Source organism: Dyella sp. OK584 (assembly GCF_057787755.1).
Genome location: NZ_CM173542.1, coordinates 4299255 through 4322975, shown reverse-complemented (window position 1 = coordinate 4322975; position 23721 = coordinate 4299255). Strand labels below are relative to the sequence as shown.

Genomic DNA, 23721 nt, shown 5'->3' with positions numbered 1-23721 from the left:
CGCAAGAATGATGAGTCTGTGGCGAATATGTGATCAAATTCGCTGCGAGAATAGCGATCGGGTGTGCGGCCGCGAGGCCAGTTCTTTCCGAATACTCGCCGGAGTCTGCCGTGTTGTCCGAACAGGGGTTTGGTTTTAGTCGATGACCAACGCAACGACAGGGGCGGGCAGCGCTGACAAGCGCTCCTGGCTGCACGGAGGGCTCCGGCATCTTGCCGTGGTCGTTCTCTATGCGGCCAGTTACACGCTGCTGCGAGATATCTCCGTATCCCACTGGAATCTTCCTTCGGGACTCCGGGTTCTGTGCCTGCTGCTGGTGCCATCTCGCTACTGGCCGGCGATGATCGTTGGCGAGGTGATTCCGCTGGCTTATTTCGGCTGGTTGCATCACGAGGAATTCGGCTGGCTCTGGGCATGCCTGCTTGCCGTGCCGCCGCCCTTGCTGCTCTGTGCGCCCCTGTTTGCATGGGCGCGTCGCCGCATACCCCTGCTGGATGCGGGCACGCCCAATGTCACCGCGATGCTGACTTACATTCTGATCGGCGGCGCGATGAATGCGTTGGCGAACACCATGACCCTTGCCGTTATGCAGATGCCACCGGGTGAAGTGGCACCTGCGATCACGATGCATATCGCGCTGACCTATTTCCTTGGCGGGTACCTAGGGGCGTTGACGTTGACGCCGGCCGTGATTGCGCTGTGGAACTGGGCTGTGGGGTCGCGTGCGTCATGGCGTACTGCACTGCGAAGCACGTTCCTCCGGGATTGCGCGACTGGCGTGTTGCCGCCGTTGCTGCTGCTCGCGTGGCTCGCTTTGACCAGTTCCAATGCTGAAGTGGTAGAGGTCTCGCGCTTGGCGGTGTTTCTGCCCGTGGTGTGGATGACCTTGCGCTACGGCTGGCGGGGCGCAGCGGCCGCCGGCTTGCTGGCCAGCGTGACCGTGCAGCTCACCCTGACCGTGATTCGGGATCCGGCGGTGATCCAGGCGCAGGCATTGATCGCGTTTGCAGTGTCGAGCCTTCTGATGCTGGGAGGGCGTTTGCAGCTTGCGGTCAGGGAACCCACCGCTGGCGCACTGGATGCAGGCGAGATGCTGCGTGGATTTCGGCTGGCGCAGCAGGGGCTCTATCAGGAAGAGCAACGCTTGCGCCACGTGGCCGAGTCGCTCGACCAGCTCGGCCAGTCCATGCGCGATGGTCAGAAGCGGATGATGGAGCGTCTGAGCCCGATGCTGCCTGCCAGCATGGAGCAAACCTACGCGCGGCACCTCGACCTCACCCAGCGCGAGATGCAGCGCCTTGCCGATGCGCTGCATCCTCGCTCATGGCGGGAGCGCGGTTTGGCCGCCACCTTTGAGTGCGGCCCGTTGTCCCAGGCCGCTTCGATGGCCGGTGCGGACTACACCTGTGAATTAAGCGGGTGCGGACTGGACCAGTTGGCGCCGGGCGTCCACATGATGCTCTACCGGCAGGCCTGCGAAGTGCTGGTGTACATGCTGGCGCGCGAGCCGGTTCGACGCATTCGGGTGCAAATTCGCGGCGGCTGCACTGGTGGTCGCCGCTGGGTCGTGTTGCGCATGACGGGAACACGTGCCGCGCTCTCACAGCGTGGCAGGCCGGCGCCGGAGTGGCGTCAGCTGGTGGCGTTGCTGGGAACCAACGGGCAGGGCATGACCACGGTTCGCGAGCGCGCGCTAATCTACGGCGGCCTGGTACACGAGCGTGAGGATGACGATCGCCTAGGCGTCACGTTGCTGCTGCATGACGCCTTGCGAATCGAATCCTCCGTGGTGGCGGATTTGTCGTACGCAAGGCCGGTATCGGCCTAGCTACGTCGCAGCTCAGGGAGCGGGCGATACCGGCTTGCCGCCCACGGTGTCCAGGAATGTCGGCGGACGCCAGGCCTTGGCGTGCTGCTCGAATCCATAAGCGATCGAGATCAGTGTGGGCTCGCTCCAGCGGGCGCCGAACAGCACGATGCCCACCGGCAGATCATGAGCAAAACCGGCGGGTACGGTGATGGACGGATAGCCGGCCATTGCTGCGGGCTGCGAAGCGCCGCCTACGGTGGGGTCGCCGCTGATCACATGGTCGCCCAGCACCGGATCAGTGACGAAGGTCGGACCCCATGATGGCGCGAGCAGTGCATCGAGATGATGTGCCTTAAGCGCAGCGTCGATACCGTCCGGGCCAGAAAGCTGTTTCGCCTTGGCCAGTGCCGTGGTGTAGGCCTCATCGCTGAGGGCGCCCTTGGCTTGTGCCTGCTCGAACAACTCCTGTCCGAACCACGACATTTCGAGCGAGGCTTCGCGCTCGTTGAAAGCGATCAGGTCGGAGAGATTCTTGACCTTGAGATCGGTGCGCGCGGCGAGATAAGTGTTGATGTCGTGCTTGAACTCGTACAGCAGCACGATCATTTCCGGATCGCCCAGTTCTCTCAGATGCGGAATCTCGACGGGGTCGACGATGATCGCGCCCTGTGCCTTCATCAACGCGATGGACTCGTCGAGGACGCGATCTGCATTCGGCTCTGCACCACCCAGCTGACGCACGACGCCGATGCGCTTGCCGCGCAGGCCGTTCGGATTGAGGAAGCGTGTGTAGTCGGTGGCGTGCCGGTCGGCATCCAGCGTCGCCGGGTCGTGAGAGTCACTGCCGGCTATGGCGCTGAGTAAGGCGGCAGCGTCGGCCACGCTGCGGGCCATGGGTCCAGCGGTGTCCTGGCTGTGGCTGATCGGCACGATGCCGCTGCGACTTACCAGACCGAGCGTCGGCTTGATGCCGACGATGCCATTGGCGGCAGCGGGGCAGATGATGGAGCCGTCCGTTTCGGTGCCAATGGCGACGGTAACCAGTCCTGCGGCCACAGCCGCGCCGGAGCCCGCGCTCGATCCGCATGGATTGCGATCCAGCGCATAGGGATTGCGTGTCTGGCCGCCGCGTCCGCTCCATCCGCTGCTGGCGTGGTTGGACCGGAAGTTGGCCCATTCGCTGAGGTTCGTCTTGCCGAGGATCAACGCGCCATGGTTGCGCAGGCGCTCTACCAACGCGGCGTCACGCGGTGCCGGGGCGTCGGTCAACGCGAGCGAGCCGGCTGTGGTGAGCATGTGATCGCCGGTGTCGATGTTGTCCTTGAGCAGCACCGGAATACCGTAGAGCGGCCCACGCCGCTTGGTGCGCGGGCGCTGCTTGTCCAGCTTCTGTGCGAGTTCAAGCGCGTCCGGGTTGGTTTCGATCACCGCTCGCAGCGACGGGCCGGCCTGGTCGATGCGTCGGATGCGTTCGAGAAACTGCCGCGCCACTGCCTGGCTGCTTAGCGTGCCTACATCCATCTGCTGCTGGAGAGTGGCGATGGACGCGAAGGCGACGTCGGGAGCGTCGGCCGCGAGCAGCGGCGAACTGGTCAGCAGCGTGGCAAGTACAGCGATTGAGAGCTGGCGACGAGACACGGGACCCCCTCCGGACAGTGGTGTGCGACATGATGTCGCGAAACCGCAGCCTATCGGAGTTCGCCGTGGTCCGGTGTGGGGCGATGCCTATAATGAAGGCACGACATCGCCCTCGGTCGGGCGGCTGCGTATGACGCGCACTACGGGAAGATCATGAAAGGGCTCTCAGCGAAGCTGTGGCAAGCCGGGCGTGCCGGTAGCGCATGGATGCTACTCATCACCCTGGCGTCATTCGGCGCAGCGCATGCACAGGAAGCGGCGCACCCCATCATTCCCGACACGCTGCAGCAGCGCATCGCAGCGTGCACGGCGTGCCACGGCGTGCACGGCGAAGGCACGCCGGAGAGCGGGTTTTTTCCCCGTCTGGCCGGTAAGCCAGCCGGTTATCTCGCTCGCCAGCTGAAGGATTTCCAGGACGGCCTGCGCAAGTACGGCCCGATGGAATACACCGTGCGCCAGCTCAGCCCTGAGTACATGCACGAAATCGCCGAGTACTTCTCCACGCAGGACGTGCCATACAGCCGCTCGCCGATGCCGCGGATAACGGCCGACGCGTTCAAGCGCGGTGAGGAACTTGTGACGCACGGCGATCCCTCGCGCCAAATTCCGGCCTGTGCCGCTTGCCACGGCAGCCAGCTCACCGGCGTGCAGCCGGATATTCCGGGTCTCGTAGGCTTGCCGTACGACTACATCAGCTCGCAGCTCGGTTCGTGGCGCACCAAGACGCGCGCCACCGTTGCGCCAGACTGCATGTCGGAAATCGCCAACCGCTTGAGCGATTCGGATATCAGCGCAGTGTCGGCATGGCTGGCCGGGCGCGAATGGCCGGCGGACATGCATGCACAGCCGCCAGGCTCGGTGACGCCGCCATTGCATTGCGGTGTGCTGGGTGACAAGGGAGATGGCACATGAAGCGGGCGCTGGTAATCGTTGTCGTGGTGCTGCTGGCGCTGGGTGGCTGGTGGCTGTTCCACACGAGGGTGCTGCAGCCGGTGTCACCTCTGGCGAGCAAGGTGGATGCGGCGACGCTGAAAGATCCGGCGCTGATCGCCAAGGGCGAGTATCTCGCCATCGTCGGCGACTGTGCGTCGTGCCACACCGAGCAGGGCGGCGCCCGCTATGCCGGTGGCCGAGTGCTGCCCACGCCATTTGGCAACATCCCCGCACCCAACATCACGCCCGATCGTGAGACGGGCCTCGGCGAGTGGAGTTTCGAGGATTTCTGGCGGTCACTGCACAGCGGCAAGGGCCGCCATGGCGAACTGCTGTATCCGGTGTTCTCCTACACCTCGTTCACCAAGGCGTCGCGTGACGATGCGGTGGCGATCTTTGCTTATCTGCAATCGCTGCCTCCGGTGCATCAGCCGTCCAAACCACTTGGGCTGGAGTTTCCCTACAGCGTGCGCAGCAGCCTCAACGCCTGGCGCGCGCTGTATTTCCGTGAAGGTGAATACCAGCCGGACCCCAGCAAGTCCGAATCGTGGAATCGTGGCGCCTACCTGGTGCAGGGCCTCGGCCATTGCAACGAATGCCACGCGCCACGCGATTCGCTGGGCGGCACGCAGAGCAGTCCTTCGCTGGCGGGAGGACAGATTCCCTCCCAGAACTGGTATGCGCCCGACCTGAGTACGCAAGCCAACGGTGGATTGGCAGGCTGGAGCGAGCAGGACATCGTTGACCTGCTGAAGACCGGCCAGTCGGTACGCGGCGCGGCGTTCGGGCCGATGGCCGAGGTGGTGGCGCAGAGCACGCAGCACATGCACGAGGATGACCTGCGGGCGATCGCCACCTATCTGCAATCGCTGCCGCCGCGAGCGCTCGTTGTGACGGAGAAGTCGCCGCTCAACACCAAGCCCATTCTGGCTCAGGGCGCCAAGGTGTATGCCGAGCGTTGTGCGGATTGCCACGGCAAAGACGGCAATGGTGTGGCTGGCATCTATCCGCCGCTAAGCGGCAATTCCTCGGTCAACGAGCCCAGTGGCATCAATGCCGTACGGGTGGTGTTGCTCGGTGGCTTCCCGCCGGTGACGGCGGGCAATCCGCGGCCGTACTCGATGCCGCCGTTCGCCCAGCAACTGAGCGACAGCGATGTGGCCGCCGTAGTCACCTACATCCGCCAAACGTGGTCGAACCAGGCATCGCCGATCCTGGAACGCGACGTCATCAAAAACCGACACACGCCGATCGACTGATCGTGGCTTGCGTCAGGCGCTGCGCCTCGCAAGGAGTGCAGCGTCGGCGTGTTCTTGTTTGATGCATCCAAGGCTGACCAGGGTGGCTTGCACGGCTTCATCGAGCGGCGTGTAGAGGTTGTTGCCCAGGAAAGCCCGCAGCTTGCTGTCGTCGAGGCGAATGGGTTTGCGCCACAGGTAGCGCATCTTGCACAGCTCGCGCATCGTCTCGTTGAACGGCGACGCCAAGCGGGCGAGCCACCACGGGAAACGGCCGGCCTTGATCTGCGGATTGCCGGTGGCGCGCCGGATGGCGGCGACCATGTCGTGGCCATCCAGCCAGTAGCCGCCGAAATGAAAGCTCTGGAACGCGGCCAGTTGCGGTTCGCGATCCAGCAGGCGGGCGAGCACTTCGCCGACATCTGGCAGATACGCCCAACTGTGGCCCAGGTCAGGGCGGCCGGGATATTGCACGCGGCCCACCGGCGCACCAGGGCGGATCAGCCCCTGGGCGAACCAGTTGTTGCCGATCCGCGGGCCGAAGAAGTCACCACAGCGCAGGATCAACGTGCGCACACCGTCCGTGGTGGCTTCCTGTAGCCGGCGCTCCATTTCGGCGCGGATCTCACCCTTACGGGTGTGCGGGTGCTGCGGCGAGGTTTCGGTGAGCCGTGGGAAGGCATCGGGGCCGTAGTTGTAGATCGTGCCCGGCAGCACGATGCGGGCATGGTTCTCTCGGGCTGCCGCGATGGTGTTATCCAGCATGGGCAGCACCAGTCGGTCCCAGTCGCGATAGCCGGGTGGGTTCACGGCATGAACGATCAGTTGGGCGCCCATCGCGGCTCGCCGCACGTCATCCGCATTCATGGCGTCGCCCTGCATCCATTCGATGCCATGACGCCCGGCCTCGGGCAGCGTGCGCACCAGGGCACGTACATGCCAGCCGTGTCGCCGCAGGGCCAGGCAGGTTTCGTTGCCGATGCCGCCATTGGCGCCAATGACGAGTGCAAAGCGCTGGGTGGTCATGGTCAAGTCCTCGTGGAAGTTAAGGCCAGCTTGCAGGTCGCGATGATCAAAGAAAATTGCCTAATACCGAAGGTCTGCTATACAAATACGCATGGCCTCTATCGATCCCGGCTGGGAGCTCTACCGATCCTTCCTCGCGGTCATGCGCGAAGGCAGCCTGTCGGGCGCCGCGCGGGCGCTGGGCATGACCCAGCCCAGCCTGGGCCGCCATATGCGCGAGCTCGAGTCTGCCTTGGGTGCGGTGCTGTTTGCCCGCTCGCCCCAGGGACTGGTGCCCACCGAGCTCGCGCGAGAGCTGGTGCCGCACGCACAGGCCATGGCTTCGGCATCAGCGGCGCTGCAACGCACGGCATCGGCCGGGCGCGAGGAGGTCAGCGGAACGGTGCGCGTCACCGCCAGCGAGGTGGTCGGCGCCGAAGTGCTGCCGCCCATCCTGACAGTGTTCCGCGAGCGTCACCCCGGAATCGTGATCGAGCTGGTGCTGTCGAACCAGGCGGCGGACCTGCTGCGGCGCGACGCCGACATCGCCATCCGCATGGTGCAGCCCACGCAGGAAGCGCTGGTGGCGCGCCACGTGGGGCGGGTGGAGTTGGGATGGTTCGCCCATCGGCGCTATCTCGACTCGCATGGGCATCCCGGAATGCTGGACGATCTCACCGGGCACACGCTGATCGGCTTCGATACCGAAACGCCCTATATCCGCCGGCTGCGGCCGAAAGGGTTGCCCTACGCGCGCGAGCACTTCGGGCTGCGCACCGACAGCGACCTGGCCGCGTTGTCGGCCGTGAGAGCCGGTTTCGGCATCGGCATCATTCAGGTGAACCTGGCCCGGCGTGACCCACAGCTCGTGCGCCTGTTGCCGGACGAACTATCGCTGGCGCTGGAGGCCTGGGTGGTGATGCACGAAGACCTGCGCCAGAGCCTGCGGGTGCGGCGGTTGTTCGATCACTTGGCCGAGGCGCTGGCGGATTACGCGCGGTCCTGAGCTTTCTGCGCCACGAGGTTAGCCAGCGCCTGCCATGGCGCAAGATCCCAGTGCCCGCGTGCCTGTCCGGAGGGCGAGGGCAGCACGAACAGCTGCGTGTCGCCCATGCGCTCAACCTGCAGGCCATAGCCACTGTTCCGCCCCAACGCCGCGCGCGCCGCCGCTTTGCTGGTGAAAGCGAGCACGCGAGGCGCATGGTGCTCGATGCGTTGATGCAGCGCTACCACGTCGAAGGCATCGCGCGGCAATTCGTCGTCATTGCCTATGTGGTGCTTGGCCAGGTCAGTCAGGCCTATACCGAGCGCGTGCAGCAGAGGAAACTCCGCTGGTGCGAACAACCGGGGCGTCAGTTGCACAGCATGCAGAGTGCGCCAAAACAGGTTCCCCGGATGCGCGTAGTACGCACCTTCTTGCGCCGAGCGACGGCCGGCGGCCGTGCCACAGAACACCAGCCTCAGGCCCGGTTGCAGCAGATCAGGGAGAATCGGATCACGCATCGACCGAGCATAACGGGCGGTATCGCGACGGCCTAATGGAACACTGCTCGGTACATCAAATGCCATGTTTCTCTGCGATTTTGCGTGCCAGTTGGCGAGGTCACTGAATTCGTCGTCAGCGAGCGTCAACACGCATCGACAGTGTGCGCGTACTGCCGCTATAAAGATTACCTATCCAGGGGTGTGCCAGTGAGCGAAGAAATCCTGATCAACGTGACCCCGCGCGAGACCCGCGTTGGTGTAGTAGAGAACGGCATGTTGCAGGAGGTGCACGTGGAGCGAGCCTCCCGTCGCGGCTATGTTGGCAATGTCTACAAGGGCCGCGTGCAGCGCGTGATGCCCGGCATGCAGGCGGTGTTCGTCGACATCGGGCTGGAGCGTGCGGCTTTCCTGCACGCCTCGGACATCCTGCGCCCGCCGTTGCCACCTTCGGCTGATGGCGCCGAGATGGTCACCAACGGCAACGGCCATGTGCCGTCGATCAGCGAACTGGTGCATGAGGGCCAGGAGATCGTGGTGCAGGTGGTGAAGGACCCGATCGGCACCAAGGGCGCCCGGCTGTCCACTCATCTGTCCATTCCTTCGCGTTACCTCGTGTTGCTGCCGCATGCCCGCACGCTGGGCATTTCCGCGCGCATCGAGGAAGAGGAAGAGCGTCAGCGCCTCAAGGACGTGCTCAACTCGCTGATCGGCGAAAACCCGCTGGGTTACATCGTGCGCACCAACGCGGAGGGCCAGACCGCCGAATCGTTGGCCTTCGACGTGACCTACCTGGGCAAGGTGTGGCGCGTGGTGCAGGAGAACATCGCCAAGTCCAAGGTGGGTGAGCGCGTGTACGAAGAGCTCTCGCTGCCGTTGCGCAGCTTGCGCGACATGCTCAACGACGACATCGAGAAAGTACGCGTGGATTCACGTGAGACGTTTGAGAAGGTCGTGAAGTTCGTGCACAAGTTCATGCCACACCTCGACGACCGCATCGAGCACTATGCCGGCGAGCGCCCCATCTTCGACCTCTACGGGGTGGAGGACGAGATTCAGCGGGCGCTGAAGAAGGAAGTGCCGCTGAAATCCGGTGGCTACCTCATCGTCGACCAGACCGAGGCGATGACCACCATCGACGTGAACACCGGCGGTTATGTCGGTTCGCGCAATCTCGAGGAAACCGTCTACCGGACCAACCTTGAGGCCGCGCAGGCAGCCGCACGCCAGCTGCGCCTGCGCAACCTGGGCGGCATCATCATCATCGACTTCATCGACATGACCGACGACGAGCACAAGCGCCAGGTACTGCGCATGCTCGAAAAAGGCCTGGCGCGCGACCACGCCAAGACCACGGTCTACCCCATGTCGGCGCTGGGCCTGGTCGAAATGACGCGCAAACGCACTACCGACAGCCTGGAACGGCAACTATGCGAGCCCTGTCCAGCTTGCAGCGGGCGGGGCACCGTAAAGACGTCCGAAACGGTGACCTATGAGATCTTCCGCGAGATCACCCGTGCGGTGCGCCAGTTCAATACCGAGAAGCTGCTGGTGATGGCGAGCCCCAATGTGGTCGGTCGCATTCTGGAGGAGGAGTCCGCCGCGGTGGCCGAATTGGAAGAGTTCATCTCAAAAAGCATACGCTTTCAGGCCGAAGAGCATTATTCGCAGGAACAGTTCGATGTGGTTCTCCTTTAAGGCCATCACGCGCCTGGCATGCGGCGTGGCGAGTCGGCCGTGAACCCTCTTTGGCAAAAGTGCACGCATGGCTGTGCCCGGGCGTTGGGCTGGGTAGCCGGCGTCGCTTTGATTTCGCTGGCCGTGTTGATGGCGCTGACCCAGCTGGTGCTGCCCACGCTGGCGAGCCATCCCCAATGGGTGGCGGCGCAGTTGAGCGCCAGGCTGCAACGGCCGGTAACGTTTGAGTCACTGGAAGGACACTGGCAGCCTGCTGGCCCGCTGTTCGTCATGCACGGCATGAAAATAGGGGCCGACAACGGCGGGGAAGCCCTGCGCGTTCCCGACGCGGAACTGAAGCTGGACCTCGGCGGTTTGCTGCTGCCCACGCGCCACGTAGTGAACCTGCGCGCCCGCGGACTGCAACTGGACCTGAGTCGCGACACCGACGGCACCTGGCACATCAATGGCATCGGCCTGCCCGGCGGCGAGGAGCGGCAGAATCCGATGCTCGGGCAGTTGTCGGTCGGTCTGTGGCTGCGCGATGTGCGGCTGGACATCACCGATCACCGACTGGACCGGCACTACACGCTGCTGGCCGACCAGCTGCGTCTGAGCCGGCAGGGCAGTCGTATCCGCGTAGGTGCATTGCTGCGGCGCGAGGGTGCGCCGGGTCAACTGCATGGTGCTGGCAATTTCAGCGACAACGGCGCCGACGGCAAGCTGTGGATCAGCGGTACCGATATCGATCTGCACGCCATGTCGATGGGTATCGATATGGGCGGCTATACGGCCGAAAGCGGCAGCGGCTCCTTCGACACCTGGCTGGACTGGCGCGATGCCAAAGTGGTGCGCAGCCTTACGCGCTTTCATCTGGCACGGCTGTCCATTACCAATCCGGACGGCGTGAAGGCCAACGTGCCGGCGCTGGACGGACTGGGCGAGTTGTTGATAGGCAATGACGGTTATCAGCTGCGTTGGGCAGGCGACGATGGCAGCGCGCTGGCAGCTAGCCTGCAGGCTCTGGGCACCGACCAGGCGCATGCCGAGGTAGCTGCGCACAACCTGCAGTTGGCACCCTTGGTGCCCTGGCTGGCGCTCAAGCCTCAGTTGTCGCCGACGTTGGCGCAGTGGGTGGGCAGCGGCAAGCCGCGAGGGCAGGTCACGCATGCCCAGTTGAGCTGGAATCATGCCGGCGGCCTGCAATGGCTGGATGCCAAATTCAGCGGGCTAGCGATCGATCCGGTCGGCAAGTTGCCCGGCGTGGATGGCCTGAAGGGCGAGCTACGAGGCGACGCAGAGGCGTTGTCGCTATCGTTGCCCACGCAGGCTACGACGTTGCGTTTCCCGCGGACCTTCCGGCAGCCGTTCGTGATGTCGCGCCTCGGCGGCGACGTGACGTTCTGGCATGAGGATGATGCCTGGCGCATCGGCACCGACCGGTTCGGTTTCGAAGGCGCCGGGTTCGGCGGCCAGGCCCGTGGCGAAGTGGCGTTGCCTGACGCCGGTGGGCGGCCGTTCTTCGACCTGTACGCGTCGCTGGCGCATGCCGACGTGTTGGCGGGCAAGCTGTTCTGGCCGATCGACTCCATGTCGCCAGCCGCGGTGCAATGGCTGGACCAGGCGCTGGTCAGCGGCAAGATCGACCATGCCGACGTGCTCGTGCGCGGTGACCTGAAGGACTGGCCGTTCCATCACAACGAAGGCCGTTTCGAGGCGCATGCCAATTTGAGCGACCTCGTGCTCGACTATGGCAGGGGTTGGCCGCGCGCCGAAGGCGTGAGTGCAGTCGCCAGCTTCGTCAACAGCGGCATGATGGTGGAGGCCAGTGCCGGCCAATCGCTGGGCAACAAGGTGGATCACGCCGTGGCGGTGATTCCCGAGTTTGGTAACACGGTGCTCGACCTCAACGTGAGCGGCAATGGCACCGGTGCCAGCATGATGGACTTCGTGCGCCGCAGCCCGATCGGCATCCACCAGGCCGACACCTTGTCCAAATTGAAGCTGGGCGGCACGGGGGCGTTCGATTTCCATCTGTCGCTGCCGATGGCCGACGCCAGCAACTTGCGGCTCGATGGCCGTGCGCAGCTCACGGGCGTGGATTTCGATGCGCCCGAATGGAACCTCAAGCTGGATAAACTCACCGGGCCCGCCACGTTCGACAAGACTGGTTTCCACGCTGGCCCGCTGGACACCAGCTTTCGCGGACAGCCGTCCAAACTGGATCTGGCCATCGCTGGTGCCACCGGCAAGCCGGACACCACTCTGTCCGCCAAACTGAGCGGTCGCTACAGCATGAGCGAGCTCACCCAGGGCTATAAGCAACTGGACTGGCTGAACCAGGTGGCCGATGGCCGCAGCGATTTCACCATCGGTTTCGACATTGCCCGCGTCAATGGCGCAGCGACCACTACGCAGCAGTTGAATGTCGATTCGACATTGAGCGGCATGATGCTGGATTTCCCGGTACCGCTGAAGAAGCCCGCCGATGCGTCGCTGCCTCTGCATGTGGATATGAACTTGCCGATGGCCGGCAGCGACGTACGGTTGAGCGTTGGGCAGGTCGTGCGTGCACGTCTGCGCTTGCCGCAGAACGACAACCAGTCGCTGGCTGCAACGTTCGCCTTCGGCACGAAAGCCCCTGACGCCATGCCGGACAAGGGCATACGCGTACGCGGCCGCGCCGCGAAGCTCGACGTGACCGGCTGGGTGCAGTACTCCGCTTCGGGCAGCAGCAGCGGCGGGCCGGGGTTGGACGGCATCGATGTGAGTGCCGACCAGGCGCTGGTGTTTGGCCATCCATTTGCCGATATGCACTTGCTCGCCACCTCGCAAGCGGATGGTCTTACCGTGGATGTGGAAAGCGTCGGACTGGCCGGTCGCTTTGGCATTCCGTTGGCCGATCTCAACAAACGTGGTGTCACTGCGCGTCTGCAGCGCCTGTACTGGCCCAAGGACGTTGCGCCGCCACCGAAGAAGGCCAGTGCCGAGACCGTGGCAGAAGCCGGACAGGCGGCCGCGGCCTCTACGGCAAATCCCACGATGCCTGTACCCAATCCCGCGACCACCGGTATCACACCATCCTCGTTGCCACCTTTTCACCTATGGGTGAGCGACCTTCGCTTCGGTGATTCCAAGCTCGGTGAAGCACGCCTGGAGACCTGGCCGACTGATCACGGCATGCATGTCGACCAGCTGCGCACGTTGTCGCGTAGCGTGCAGATCAATGGTTCGGGTGATTGGGACGGCACGCCGACCAATAGCCATTCGCACATGCGCATCGATTTCTCGGCGGACAACCTCGGCGAGATGCTGGGTGCGTTCGGCTACGAAGGGCTGCTCGCTGGCGGTAAGGTGCGCTCCCAGCTCGACGCCACCTGGCCCGGCGCGCCTTCCGCGATGGAGCTTGGCAACATGGACGGCAAGCTGACCATCAATGTCACGGACGGCCGCATGCCGGAAGTGACGCCCGGTGTGGCGCGATTGTTTGGCCTGATATCGATACTGGAATTGCCGCGCCGACTCTCGCTCGACTTCGGCGATGTGTTCGGCAAGGGGCTGGCGTTCGATGCGATCACCGGCGACTTCAAGCTGGGCGATGGCAACGCCAACACCGACAACCTGCAGATCCTCAGTCCCGCCGCGGAAATCTCCATCAAGGGCCGCACCGGCGTGCGTGCCAAGGATTACGACCTGCAGGTACAGGCGATTCCGCATGCTGGCAACAGCCTGCCCATCGTGGGCGCGGTCGTGGCCGGCCCCATCGGTGTGGCGGCCGGTTTCGTCGCACAGGGACTGCTGGGCAAGGGTATCAATCATGCCGCCAGTGCGCGCTACAAGATCACCGGTGGCTGGGACAAACCGGTCATCACGGTGCTGGAGAAGAAGGACGTGCTGGTGCCGTCGGCAGTGATCCCGTCCACGGTGCCCACCGCCGATGCTGGCCCGGGCGGCGACGCCCCCTGAGCGCTTTAAACCGAGCCATTCGGCCCCAACTGTTACAGTCTGGTTTCCCCACAATGGCAACGACTTCATGGATTCCCTGATCGTGCAGGCGGAACGCCGCCTGCTGGCGCCGGGTGGCCTCGCCGCCACCGACCTCGAGCGTGTGTTCAATCAGTTGATGGGGCCTTCCATTGACGCCGCCGACCTGTATTTCCAACACTCGCGCAGCGAGTCCTGGGTGCTGGAAGAGGGCATCGTCAAGGACGGCAGCCATTCGATCGAGCAGGGCGTGGGCGTGCGTGCGATCAGTGGCGAAAAGACCGGTTTCGCTTATTCCGACGAGATCGTGCTGCCGCAGCTTCTGGATGCCTCCAAGGCTGCGCGCGCTATCGCCCAGGGTGGCAACGGCGTGGGCAAGCCGCTGGCGCTGAACGGTGCGCGGCAGTTGTACCCGGCCATTGATCCCGTCGAGAGCCTGCCCAACCCCGACAAGATTGCCCTGCTGCGCGAAGTGGACGCCTATGCACGCTCGCGCGACCCGCGCGTGAAGCAGGTGATCGTCAGCCTGGCGGCGACGATGGACACCGTGTTGGTGGCTGCCTCCGACGGCACGCTGGCCGCCGACGTGCGCCCGCTGGTACGTTTGAACGTGCAGGTGATTGCCGAGCAGAACGGTCGCCGCGAGCAGGGCAGTGCAGGCGGCGGTGGACGCTACGGTTATCGCGAGCTGATCGACAACGGTCGCGGCATGGCCTTCGCCGACGAAGCCGTGCGCCAGGCATTGGTGAACCTCGATGCGGTCGACGCGCCGGCCGGCAGCATGCCGGTGGTGCTCGGCCCCGGTTGGCCGGGTGTGCTGCTGCATGAGGCGATCGGTCATGGTCTGGAAGGTGACTTCAATCGCAAGGGCAGCTCCGCCTTCGCCGGTCGCATTGGCCAGCGCGTGGCAGCGCCGGGCGTCACCGTGGTCGACGACGGCACTCTGCAGGGCCGTCGCGGCTCGCTTAGCGTGGACGACGAAGGCACGCCCACCGAATGCACCACGCTCATCGAGGACGGCATCCTCAGGGGCTACATGCAGGACAAGCTCAACGCGCGGCTCATGGGCATGGCGCCCACCGGCAACGGCCGCCGCGAATCCTTCGCGCAATTGCCAATGCCGCGCATGACCAATACGTACATGCTCGCTGGCCAGCACGATCCGCAGGAAATCATCCGTTCGGTGAAGAAGGGCCTCTACGCAGTGAACTTTGGTGGCGGCCAGGTGGACATCACCAACGGTAAGTTCGTGTTCTCCGCGAGCGAGGCTTACCTCATTGAAGACGGCAAGGTGACGCGTCCGGTGAAGGGCGCCACGCTGATCGGCTCGGGCCCCGACGTGCTCACCCGCGTGTCGATGATTGGCAACGACCTCGCGCTGGACGAAGGCGTGGGCGTGTGTGGCAAGGACGGCCAGAGCGTGCCGGTGGGCGTCGGCCAGCCGACGCTGAAAGTCGATGCGATGACGGTGGGCGGTACGGCGTCTTAAGCGCCTCGCCGGCTAGGCTCTGCCGGAATTTCAGCCGTCCAATCAAAGCGCCGGTTGCCCTGTGGCAGCCGGCGTTTTTTTGTTGCCGCCGTGAGCGAGACACAAGGCGACTGAAAATCCGCCGCTTCGTTGTGTGAAGATTGACGCGGGGAACGGCCACGCGGTCGTGGGATGGGACGGGGATACCGATGTTCATGCGCAGAGAGTTCTGGGCGGGAATGGTGCTGGTCGCTTATTTGGGCGCGGCTGGGTCGACGGTGCGGGCGGATGACGCGGCACCAAGGAGTCCGTTCTCCGAGCAGGAGTTCAACAGCTTCGTCACCGCGGTCGCCAAGGCGGAAAAGATCAGCGATCCGATGCAGCGGTGCCTGAACTATCCCGATCCTCCGGGAAGTCATTGGACGCACGAGGGCGTCGTCGCGTATTGCCACTACCGATTGCAGCCTGCGATTACCGGCGATGATCTGGTGTCGCTGGCAGGAAGCGGCCACGCCGCCGATATCGACCGCCGACTGGGCGAACTCATGCATGCCCAATCAGGTGGCGTGCGTCCCCAGGATGTGGTGTGGCGAAGCATGCTTGCCTGTTGCTTCAGCAAAAAGTCCACGCCACAGGTCCGTCACGCGCTCGACGAATGGAAGCGCCAGGCACCGAAGAGTGCGCTCGCCTATACCTTTAGCGGCTACAGCAATGTGCAGCTGGCGTGGTCTGCACGTGGCGGGGAGTGGGCCAGCAAGACCTCCGAGTCGAGGTTTGATGCCATGAATGCATTGCTTGGTCGTGCCAAGGCTGATCTCGCTAAAACTGTGGAACTTGATCCCAAGCTCGCGATCTCCTACGCCGTCATGATCAATGTGGGTGTGCTGGTGGGTGACAGCAGCTATGCCATGCGGGCTGCCCGTCAGGGGCTTTCGGTCGACTCGTCCAGTCTGGCTGTTTACGACATGCTGGAATTGATGTCGGAGCCGCGATGGGGCGGTTCGCCACAATCGCAGGCGGGATTGATCGCAGCCTCGTTGAAGGAGTCAACGAAGAGCCCTCTGTTGCTGACGGTCAAGGCCAGTGTGCTGGCGGATGTCTACGAGTTGCGGAGCTGCAATTGCACGACGGCTGAGGAGCGCCAGGCCTATCGAAAAGCGTTCGACCAGGTGGCGCTGACGAGTACCTTGTTGTCGACCGGTATGAATGCCTCAGGTAACCACCAACCGGAAATCGCTTACGTCTATCTCTCCGAGGCGTTGCGCTTCTATCCCCCGGCCGAGGCGAACGATGCTATTTACTATCGGCAACAGGCCATCAATGAGCTTTATTTGCCCTAGGCAACGGCCGTCCAGACATTTCGATGTCTATTTCACCAACTCGGGGCTGATGCGGCCTCGGGCATATAGATAGAAGAAATAGTCATTTCTTTTCCGCCCTCGGCGAACGGACAGTGCAACACGCAATCTGCTGCCGATAGCCGACCTGACGGCTCCATGCGTCGGGCCGGCGCGACACCGTCCATAGCGAGGGCAAGACGATGAGTGAAGCCACCCGTGTGCTGCCGGCGCCGGCCCGATCCTCCGACGATGCGGCTTTCCGCTCGTCACGCCTTGGCGTGTTCTCCAACGAAGACTGGTGGTCGGTATGGATCGGCCTGTTGGTGATCGTGGTGGCCTGGGCGCTGTTTGCAAACGGCGGAAGTCTTAAATGGCTAGCGGTGGCGCCGGCGAAGTGGAAGACGCTGGCGGAGGCGGGCCAGGGTGTCGTCAGCCATCTTCCCAATTACCTGGCGTTGTTCGCCACCTTCGCGTTGCTGTTCGGAACGGGGCTTGTGGTGCTTGGGCAGTCGCTGTCGCGTTTCCTGCCGGCATTCCTGATTTTGTTCTTGGTGTCGCTGCTGATCTTCACCGCATCCGCATGGACGCAAGCGTCACGCTACAACCTCGAGGCGCCGCTGCTGGCGCTGGCGCTCGGCTTGCTTGTGTCCAATACCGTGAAGCTGCCGGTGTGGTTCCAGTCGGCGCTGCGCGTGGAGTTTTACATCAAGGTTGGCATCGTGCTGCTGGGCGCGACGTTGCCGTTGACGCTGCTGGTGTGGGCTGGGCCGGTAGCCGTGGGGCAGGCGACCATCGTGTCGCTCAGCACGTTCTTTGTGATCTTCCTGGTCGGTAAGGCGCTGGGGTTGGACAAGCGCTTTGCGGCGGTGCTCGGCGTGGGTGGTGCGGTGTGCGGCGTGTCGGCCTCGATTGCCGCTGGTGGCGCCGTGCGCGCGAAGCGCGAGCAAACGTCGATGGCGATCACCTTGGTGGTGCTATGGGCGATCGTGATGATTTTTGTGTTGCCGTTTGCAGCACGTTCGCTGGGTTTGTCGACGGCAGTGGCGGGCGCCTGGATCGGCACATCGGAATTTGCTGATGCCGCCGGTGTCGCGGCAGCGCAGGCGTATGGCGATGCAGCGCGCAATGCAGGCGGTGCCATCGCTGGCGCGCCGGATGCCGCTGTGCAGGCTTTCACGCTGATGAAGGTCGTAGGTCGCGATATCTGGATCGGCATTTGGGCCTTCACGCTCGCGTGGGTTGCCACCACGCGCTGGAACACGGGCGAGAATGGCGTGCAGGCGAAAGTCGATGTGCGCGAGATATGGGCGCGCTTTCCGAAGTTCGTCATCGGTTTCGTGCTGGCATCGGCATTGGTGACCTGGATTGCCAGTCACTACTCGCTGGTCGATTACCGCAAGATCGTCACGCCCGATCTGGTGGCACCGATCAGCACGCTGCGCACGTGGGCTTTCACGTTCTGCTTCCTCGGTATCGGCCTCACCACGCGGCTGCGTTCGCTCACCGCAACGGGTTGGAAGCCGTTCGTGGCGTTCACCGCAGGCGTGCTGGTCAACATCATCATCGGCTACGTGCTGTCGGTGCACATATTTGCCAGCTACTGGAATGGGCTGGGCGGATGAGCGTTGTTGGCGCCTGGGTCCTGCCGCCGAGCAACGTGGCTGCTCGCTGCGAACACTGTCGGCATCGATTGGAGAGCCAGCACGACGTGGAGCAGCGCGTAGCGGGCCTGGCTTCGTTCGGGTCGGCTTATGGCGCAAGCATCGCAGCCAGTCGGCTATGCGAGGTGCACGATTGCTGGGTGTCGCCCGGTGATGGTTGCGGGCGTTTCAGCGCGAAGGACTGAGCCCAAAGCGCCGATCCGCCCTCATCGTCATCCCTGAGGACGCTGGAATCCGGCGCCTTTTGGCGTGGTATGTGATCAAAAGCGAAAAGTCACTGGGTCCCAGCGTTCGCTGGGATGACGGTGAGGGTGCCTTCACCTGAGTGTGAAGCAGTCGTGCAGCGCCGAGCGCCTAGCGGGCATCCTCTTCTGCTTCCGCATCACCCACTTCATCCGCTTCACCAGGCTCATCGGCTTCCACCTCGGCCAGCTCCTTGAGCAACTGGAAGATCTCGCGGTAAGCGCGCGGCGGCTTGTTCGATTCCTTTTCCGCCTTGGCTTGCCGCACCAGTGAACGCAGATGCTGGCGATCGATGGCGGGATATTGCTCGATCAGCTCGCCCATCGCCGTGTCGGTATCGGACAGCAATCGATCGCGCGTCGCTTCCAATCGATGCATGGCAGCGGTTTCCTGGCGCTGGCGGCCGCGGTTCTCGCCCAGCGCAGCGCGCACACCTTCGAACACTTCCGGATCATGGCGGCGCATCACCTTCGCCAGGAAGGCCAGCTGTCGCTTGCGCGCGATATGCGCAGTGATGCGGCGCGTTTGGGCGATCTCGCGCTGCACATCCTCGGGCAAGTCCAGCTTGGCCAGCTTGCTCGGCGGCAGCTCAATCAGCTGGTTGGCCAACGCGAGCACGGCCAAGGCATCGCGGCGCTGCTGCGTACGAGTGGGGCCGTAATCGTGCTCGGGGTTGTCAGTGTAAGTACGGTTCACGAAGAGGTTTCCAGCAGTTAGGCCGTTGGGCCTGGCTTTCAGTGCGCGGTGTCGCGGTGGTCAAGCAGGGTAGGCTCGGCCTGCTCCAGCGCGAAACGGGCGATCGGCTCGCCCTCCAGCTCCACGGTTTCGCAGAACATCGAGGCAGGGCGCACCCAAAGGCCGTAGTCGCCATAGAGCGCCTGGTAGACCACTACTTCCTCCATCGTCTCGCTGTGCCGGGCAGTGCCCAGGACGCGATAACGCTGGCCTTTGTAGTGGCGGTAGATGCCGGCTGTCGGTGACATGGCGTTCTCCGCGGACGCTCTTTGCATTCGGCCGCGCCACCCCCATCTCGGGAAATTGCGCGGGTCGGACCGCGTATTCTACCCGCCCCTTCCGAGGAAACCCACGCGTGACCGAGCTCAAGCCCACTTACGACCGCAGCCTCGAAGAACTCGATCGGCTGGCCCAGCTGGCCGAGGACGTGATCCGCCGCGCCCGCGCCGCCGGCGCCAGCCAGGCCGAGGTGGCTGCCAGCATCGACACCGGGCTGAATGTGAACGTGCGCCTGGGTGAGGTGGAAACGGTGGAGCACACCCGCGATCGCGGCTTTGGGCTCACTGTCTATTTCGGCCAGCGCAAGGGTTCGGCCAGCACGGCCGACCTCAACCCGGACTCCATCCAGTCCACGCTGGATCAGGCTTGCGCCATTGCGCGCTTCACCGAGGAAGATCCGGCCGCCGGCCTGGCGGACGCCTCGCGCATGGCCACCGAGTTCCCTGACCTTGACCTCTGGCACCCGTGGCGCGTCGACACCGCCCAGGCTATCGCGCTGGGCAAGCAGATAGAGGACGCCGGTCGTGCTCACGCGGGCATCACCAATTCCGACGGCGCCAGCGTGCAGATGGGCGAGAGCCTGGGCGTATACGCGAACTCGCACGGGTTCCTTGGCCGCGAACGCGGTACGCGGCACTCGCTGTCGGTGGCGCTGATTGCCGGCGACGAAGAAGGCATGCAGCGCGACTACTGGTACGACAGCGTGCGGTCGGCCGATGATTTCATGAGCGCCCAGGCACTCGGCGACCGTGCCGCGCAGCGCACGTTGGCGCGCATGGGCGCGCAGCGGCTGTCGACCCGTCAGTGCCCGGTGCTGTTCGCACCGGAGGTGGCGCGCGGCCTCATCGGCCACATGGTGAGCGCCGTCAGCGGCGGTGCGCTTTATCGCCGTGCCAGCTTTCTGCTCGACCACGTAGGCAAGCAGATCCTGCCGGCATGGCTGAGCATCGTGGAGCGACCGTTCCTGATGCGCGGCCAGGGTTCGGGCGTGTTCGACGCCGAGGGCGTGGCGACGCGCGACAGTTCTCTCGTCGAAAACGGCGTGCTGGCGCGCTATGTGCTCGGCAGCTATTCGGCGCGCAAGCTGGGTCTGGAATCCACCGGCAACGCGGGTGGCATCCATAACCTGATCGTCGAGCCAGGCCAGGGCGACGGCGCGCCCAGTGACTTCAGCGGCATGCTCAAGCGCATGGGCACTGGGCTGCTGGTGACCGAGGTGATGGGGCAGGGCGTGTCCACCATCACGGGCGACTATTCGCGCGGTGCCGCCGGCTTCTGGGTGGAGAACGGGCAGATCGCCTACCCGGTGGAGGAAATCACCATTGCCGCCAACTTGCGCGATATGTACGCCAACATCGTCGCGGTGGGAGCGGACGTGGACCCGCGCTCGCACATCCTCACCGGCTCCATTCTGCTGGAGAGGATGACCATCGCCGGCGAATAGATTATCTGGCAACGGAAAAAGCGGCGGACACTTGCTAGGATCGGAGGCGCCGGCCTAGGCCGGAAATGCAAATTCAGGCCTTTACGACCCAGGAGATGTGCGCATGAGCGTTCCGCCCGAGTCTGTCGTACCGCCCTCGTCCAACGGCCCTGCCGCCCCGCCGTCCGACACACCATCCGTCCAGGAAAAGCAATGGGCCATGTTTGCCCATCTTTCCGCCTTGCTCGGCCTCATCATCACCGGCCATTGGTTCGGCTGGGGATGTTTTCTGGGGCCCTTGATCATCTGGCTGGTAAAGAAAGACGCCATGCCTTTCGTGGACGATCAGGGCAAGGAAGCGCTGAACTTCAACATCACCGTCGCGATCATCTTCTTTGCGCTGTTCGTACTCACGCTGATCACCCTTGGGCTGGGTGTAGTGATCGCCATTCCCATTGGGGTCGTGGTCGGCGTGGCGTGGCTGGTGTTCACCATCATCGCCGCCATCCGTGCCAACGAAGGTGTGCGCTACCGTTATCCCTTTACGCTGCGCCTGATCAAGTAAGCGCTGGTAGTGAACGAAAAAGGCGGCCGTTTGGCCGCCTTTTTCGTATCAATGCAGCCCGACGTAAGTGCGTTTGAAGCTCACTGGCTGCTGCAGCGTGGGGACTTTCCACGCGCCGGTGACCACCATCTGCTGGCCATCGGGCGATAACGCCCAGGTTTGGTCAAGCTGGGTACCGTCGGCGTACCGGATGGACACCATCAGGCGGCCCGCCTCAACGTGGCCGCGCACCATGGCGTTGCCATTGAGCGACTGGCGAGGCTGGCCATCCAGCTTGCCGGTGAGCTGGTCGCCGTTGTTGAGGCGTACCTGGAAGGTCTTGGTGTCCTGCTGTACCAGCAGCACGGAGTCGATTTTGAGCAGCGGCGGCATCGGATAAGTGGCAGTTGCGATGGGGTCCTTGTCGCCGTTGGTGGCCGGCTTGCTGTCGCCGTTGCCGCCACCGTGCTTACCATGGCCGCCTCCCATGCCGCCGCCGTGGCCCATACCGCCACCCGTTCCCTCGCCGCCCATGCCGCCACCGCGGTGACCGCCGCCGGCATGGCCCGCACCGGGTGGTGCCGGGGCCGAGGACGATGCTGCTGGTGTCGCCTGCTGCGTGTTGGCCTGGAGTTCCGTGCGCGCCTCGGCACGCATGGCCATCGTCAGCGCGTCGGAGCTATCGCTGTTGCGATCGTCCAGCCGCCAGGCGCCGCTGAAGCCGGTGGACTGCGGTGTGGCAGCAGACGACGCGGTGGCGAGCAGGAAGAGGCCGAGCGTGGTCAGCCACGAGGTGAGGGTGGAGCGCAAAGCGGCTTGGGGATGGGGCATGACGTCCGGACGTTGGGTGTATCCGTCTTCGAACGTCCTGTGGCCGTCTGTGTTGACGCACGTAGGGGCAGATCGCGCTTGGAATGCGCCCCTGCACGGTTGCTCAGTCGTTGCAGGAGCGCGTCCGGTGCGCGCCCTGTTGCATCAGTGCAGTCGCGCAGCCGCGTAGCGGGCCAGCTCTTCCAGCAGGGCTCCGCGCTCACCCAGAGGCGCGATGGCTTCCAGTGCGTCGGCGGTCAGGCGTGCGAGATGCTCTCGCGAGGCCTCCATGCCGATGATCGAAGGGAAGGTCGGCTTGTCGGAGGCCGCGTCCTTGCCGGCGGTCTTGCCGATCACGGCGGACTCACCTTCCACGTCCAGAATGTCGTCGCGCACCTGGAAGGCCAGGCCCACGGCGTGCGCATAGCGGTCGAGTGCGGCCAGCGCGTCGTCGGGTGCTCCGGCCGCCAGGGCGCCAAGGCGCACCGAGGCACGGATCAATGCGCCGGTCTTGCAGGCGTGCATGTGTTCCAGCTCGGCCAGCGTGAGCTTGCGACCGACAGCCGCCAGATCCAGCGCCTGCCCGCCGGCCATGCCTTCAGCGCCGCACGCGCGGCCGAGCACGCGCAGCATTTCGACGCATCGCGCCGGCGCCACGCCAAGATCGACATCATGCGCGAGCAGTTCAAACGCCAGCGCCTGCAACGCATCGCCCGCGAGAATCGCCATCGCCTCGCCGAACACGATGTGGCAGGTGGGACGGCCGCGGCGCAGTGCATCGTCGTCCATCGCCGGCAAGTCGTCGTGCACCAGCGAGTAGGCGTGAATCAGCTCCACGGCACAGGCCGGTGCATCCAGTCGCGAGCCGTCTTCGTCGAACGCGTGCCCCGCGGCATACACCAGCAGCGGACGCAGCCGCTTGCCGCCGCCGAGCACGGCATAGCGCATGGCACGATGCAGTTCGAAGGGAGCGGTGTCTTCCGGCGGTAGCGAGCGGACCAGCGCCTCATCGGCGCGCACGATCAGCGACTTGAGGTGCGTGCCGAGCTCAGAGTTCGGGTTCAAATGGTTCGGCGTTTTCGGGGGCATCGGGATCGAGCAGCAGTCGCACGCGCAGTTCGGCACTTTCCAGTGCCTGCTGGCAATGGCGATAGAGGCCGATGCCGCGTTCGAAGGAGGCGAGGGATTCGTCCAGACTCAGGTCGCCACCTTCCATACGTGCCACCAATTGTTCGAGTTCGTCCAGCGAGTGCTCGAAATCGGCGGCGGGTGCCGGATTGGCGGGGACGGAAGCGGACTTGGCCATGGGCCGCAAAGCTAACGCAGGGGGCGTGCGGAATCAATCTGTAGTCGGCCGATTGTCGCGACCCTTGTGCGACGCTCAGCACGCCTGTGTAGGAGCGCAGCCAGCGCACGACCAGCCTGCTCAGCTAGGACGGGGCTATACCGAG

General features: G+C 64.3%; 19 protein-coding genes. 11 read left to right on the top strand and 8 right to left on the bottom strand.

The annotated features are described in order from the left end of the window. Positions 1-217 precede the first annotated feature (217 nt). Entirely contained in the window at positions 218-1828 is a 1611-nt protein-coding gene (locus AC3CBN_RS19480) for an MASE1 domain-containing protein (protein WP_488634641.1), read from the top strand. Positions 1829-1840: 12 nt separating this feature from the next. On the opposite strand, the gene AC3CBN_RS19475 is transcribed toward AC3CBN_RS19480, so the two are convergent. Next, positions 1841-3448, bottom strand: coding sequence for an amidase (locus AC3CBN_RS19475; RefSeq protein ID WP_488634640.1), 1608 nt, complete (start codon positions 3446-3448; stop codon positions 1841-1843). Positions 3449-3601: 153 nt separating this feature from the next. Here AC3CBN_RS19475 and AC3CBN_RS19470 point away from each other — a divergent pair, with 153 nt between their 5' ends. After that, the gene (locus tag AC3CBN_RS19470) at positions 3602-4360 is read left to right on the top strand and encodes a c-type cytochrome (RefSeq protein WP_488634639.1); all 759 of its coding nucleotides are present in this window, start codon (positions 3602-3604) and stop codon (positions 4358-4360) included. Continuing rightward, positions 4357-5640 (top strand): c-type cytochrome, encoded by a 1284-nt coding sequence (locus AC3CBN_RS19465; RefSeq protein WP_488634638.1) that lies wholly within the window; start codon positions 4357-4359, stop codon positions 5638-5640. The genes AC3CBN_RS19470 and AC3CBN_RS19465 overlap by 4 nt, the downstream gene beginning before the upstream one ends. A 12-nt stretch (positions 5641-5652) precedes the next feature. Here AC3CBN_RS19465 and AC3CBN_RS19460 read toward each other — a convergent pair whose 3' ends face one another. Beyond that, complete coding sequence (locus AC3CBN_RS19460; RefSeq protein ID WP_488634637.1) at positions 5653-6645, bottom strand: NAD-dependent epimerase/dehydratase family protein; 993 nt, start codon at positions 6643-6645, stop codon at positions 5653-5655. Positions 6646-6736: 91 nt separating this feature from the next. Here AC3CBN_RS19460 and AC3CBN_RS19455 point away from each other — a divergent pair, with 91 nt between their 5' ends. Beyond that, positions 6737-7630 carry a LysR family transcriptional regulator gene (locus AC3CBN_RS19455; RefSeq protein WP_488634636.1) on the top strand — a complete coding sequence of 298 codons (894 nt, stop codon included), beginning with the start codon at positions 6737-6739 and terminating at the stop codon, positions 7628-7630. Here AC3CBN_RS19455 and AC3CBN_RS19450 read toward each other — a convergent pair. Then, positions 7615-8127, bottom strand: coding sequence for a mismatch-specific DNA-glycosylase (locus tag AC3CBN_RS19450; protein WP_488634635.1), 513 nt, complete (start codon positions 8125-8127; stop codon positions 7615-7617). The two genes, AC3CBN_RS19455 and AC3CBN_RS19450, sit on opposite strands and share 16 nt — an antisense overlap. Positions 8128-8316: 189 nt before the next feature. On the opposite strand from AC3CBN_RS19450, the gene rng reads away from it, so the two are divergent. The 5 genes from rng (at position 8317) to AC3CBN_RS19425 (ending at position 18197) form a co-directional block, all read left to right on the top strand. Next, positions 8317-9804 carry a ribonuclease G gene (gene rng, locus AC3CBN_RS19445; protein WP_488634634.1) on the top strand — a complete coding sequence of 496 codons (1488 nt, stop codon included), beginning with the start codon at positions 8317-8319 and terminating at the stop codon, positions 9802-9804. Positions 9805-9843: 39 nt separating this feature from the next. Next, positions 9844-13749 (top strand): YhdP family protein, encoded by a 3906-nt coding sequence (locus AC3CBN_RS19440; RefSeq protein WP_488634633.1) that lies wholly within the window; start codon positions 9844-9846, stop codon positions 13747-13749. Positions 13750-13816: 67 nt separating this feature from the next. Continuing rightward, the gene (tldD, locus tag AC3CBN_RS19435) at positions 13817-15256 is read left to right on the top strand and encodes a metalloprotease TldD (protein ID WP_488634632.1); all 1440 of its coding nucleotides are present in this window, start codon (positions 13817-13819) and stop codon (positions 15254-15256) included. A 188-nt stretch (positions 15257-15444) separates the two neighbouring features. After that, positions 15445-16575: a hypothetical protein gene (locus tag AC3CBN_RS19430; protein WP_488634631.1), complete on the top strand. Its 1131-nt coding sequence runs from the start codon at positions 15445-15447 to the stop codon at positions 16573-16575. Between the two features lie 200 nt (positions 16576-16775). Next, complete coding sequence (locus AC3CBN_RS19425) at positions 16776-18197, top strand: YeiH family protein (RefSeq protein ID WP_488634630.1); 1422 nt, start codon at positions 16776-16778, stop codon at positions 18195-18197. Positions 18198-18590: 393 nt separating this feature from the next. On the opposite strand, the gene yjgA is transcribed toward AC3CBN_RS19425, so the two are convergent. Then, on the bottom strand, positions 18591-19175 hold the full coding sequence (yjgA, locus tag AC3CBN_RS19420) for a ribosome biogenesis factor YjgA (protein WP_488634629.1): 585 nt from the start codon (positions 19173-19175) through the stop codon (positions 18591-18593). Positions 19176-19213: 38 nt separating this feature from the next. Next, a complete protein-coding gene (locus AC3CBN_RS19415; RefSeq protein ID WP_488634628.1) occupies positions 19214-19462 on the bottom strand; it encodes a DUF1653 domain-containing protein in 249 nt (82 codons plus the stop codon). A gap of 107 nt (positions 19463-19569) precedes the next feature. Between AC3CBN_RS19415 and pmbA the strand changes: the two genes are divergently transcribed. Together pmbA and AC3CBN_RS19405 are read left to right on the top strand one after the other, a co-directional pair. Next, positions 19570-20937: a metalloprotease PmbA gene (gene pmbA / locus AC3CBN_RS19410; protein WP_488634627.1), complete on the top strand. Its 1368-nt coding sequence runs from the start codon at positions 19570-19572 to the stop codon at positions 20935-20937. A gap of 199 nt (positions 20938-21136) precedes the next feature. Beyond that, entirely contained in the window at positions 21137-21481 is a 345-nt protein-coding gene (locus AC3CBN_RS19405; RefSeq protein WP_488636773.1) for a DUF4870 domain-containing protein, read from the top strand. A 48-nt stretch (positions 21482-21529) separates the two neighbouring features. Here AC3CBN_RS19405 and AC3CBN_RS19400 read toward each other — a convergent pair whose 3' ends face one another. The 3 genes from AC3CBN_RS19400 to AC3CBN_RS19390 form a co-directional block, all read right to left on the bottom strand. After that, entirely contained in the window at positions 21530-22291 is a 762-nt protein-coding gene (locus AC3CBN_RS19400) for a hypothetical protein (protein ID WP_488634626.1), read from the bottom strand. A 144-nt stretch (positions 22292-22435) separates the two neighbouring features. After that, positions 22436-23335, bottom strand: coding sequence for a polyprenyl synthetase family protein (locus AC3CBN_RS19395; protein WP_488634625.1), 900 nt, complete (start codon positions 23333-23335; stop codon positions 22436-22438). Continuing rightward, the gene (locus tag AC3CBN_RS19390) at positions 23319-23576 is read right to left on the bottom strand and encodes an exodeoxyribonuclease VII small subunit (RefSeq protein ID WP_488634624.1); all 258 of its coding nucleotides are present in this window, start codon (positions 23574-23576) and stop codon (positions 23319-23321) included. The genes AC3CBN_RS19395 and AC3CBN_RS19390 overlap by 17 nt, the downstream gene beginning before the upstream one ends. Positions 23577-23721: the final 145 nt, after the last annotated feature.

Excerpts from the sequence above, each read along its gene's own strand:
- AC3CBN_RS19405 (WP_488636773.1), top strand. The coding sequence starts at position 21,137 with ATGTTTGCCCATCTTTCCGCCTTGCTCGGCCTCATCATCACCGGCCAT.
- AC3CBN_RS19425 (WP_488634630.1), top strand. The coding sequence starts at position 16,776 with ATGAGTGAAGCCACCCGTGTGCTGCCGGCGCCGGCCCGATCCTCCGAC.
- AC3CBN_RS19465 (WP_488634638.1), top strand. The coding sequence starts at position 4,357 with ATGAAGCGGGCGCTGGTAATCGTTGTCGTGGTGCTGCTGGCGCTGGGT.
- AC3CBN_RS19415 (WP_488634628.1), bottom strand. The coding sequence starts at position 19,462 with ATGTCACCGACAGCCGGCATCTACCGCCACTACAAAGGCCAGCGTTAT.
- AC3CBN_RS19460 (WP_488634637.1), bottom strand. The coding sequence starts at position 6,645 with ATGACCACCCAGCGCTTTGCACTCGTCATTGGCGCCAATGGCGGCATC.
- AC3CBN_RS19470 (WP_488634639.1), top strand. The coding sequence starts at position 3,602 with ATGAAAGGGCTCTCAGCGAAGCTGTGGCAAGCCGGGCGTGCCGGTAGC.
- tldD (WP_488634632.1), top strand. The coding sequence starts at position 13,817 with ATGGATTCCCTGATCGTGCAGGCGGAACGCCGCCTGCTGGCGCCGGGT.
- AC3CBN_RS19455 (WP_488634636.1), top strand. The coding sequence starts at position 6,737 with ATGGCCTCTATCGATCCCGGCTGGGAGCTCTACCGATCCTTCCTCGCG.
- AC3CBN_RS19390 (WP_488634624.1), bottom strand. The coding sequence starts at position 23,576 with ATGGCCAAGTCCGCTTCCGTCCCCGCCAATCCGGCACCCGCCGCCGAT.
- AC3CBN_RS19400 (WP_488634626.1), bottom strand. The coding sequence starts at position 22,291 with ATGCCCCATCCCCAAGCCGCTTTGCGCTCCACCCTCACCTCGTGGCTG.
- AC3CBN_RS19430 (WP_488634631.1), top strand. The coding sequence starts at position 15,445 with ATGTTCATGCGCAGAGAGTTCTGGGCGGGAATGGTGCTGGTCGCTTAT.
- AC3CBN_RS19450 (WP_488634635.1), bottom strand. The coding sequence starts at position 8,127 with ATGCGTGATCCGATTCTCCCTGATCTGCTGCAACCGGGCCTGAGGCTG.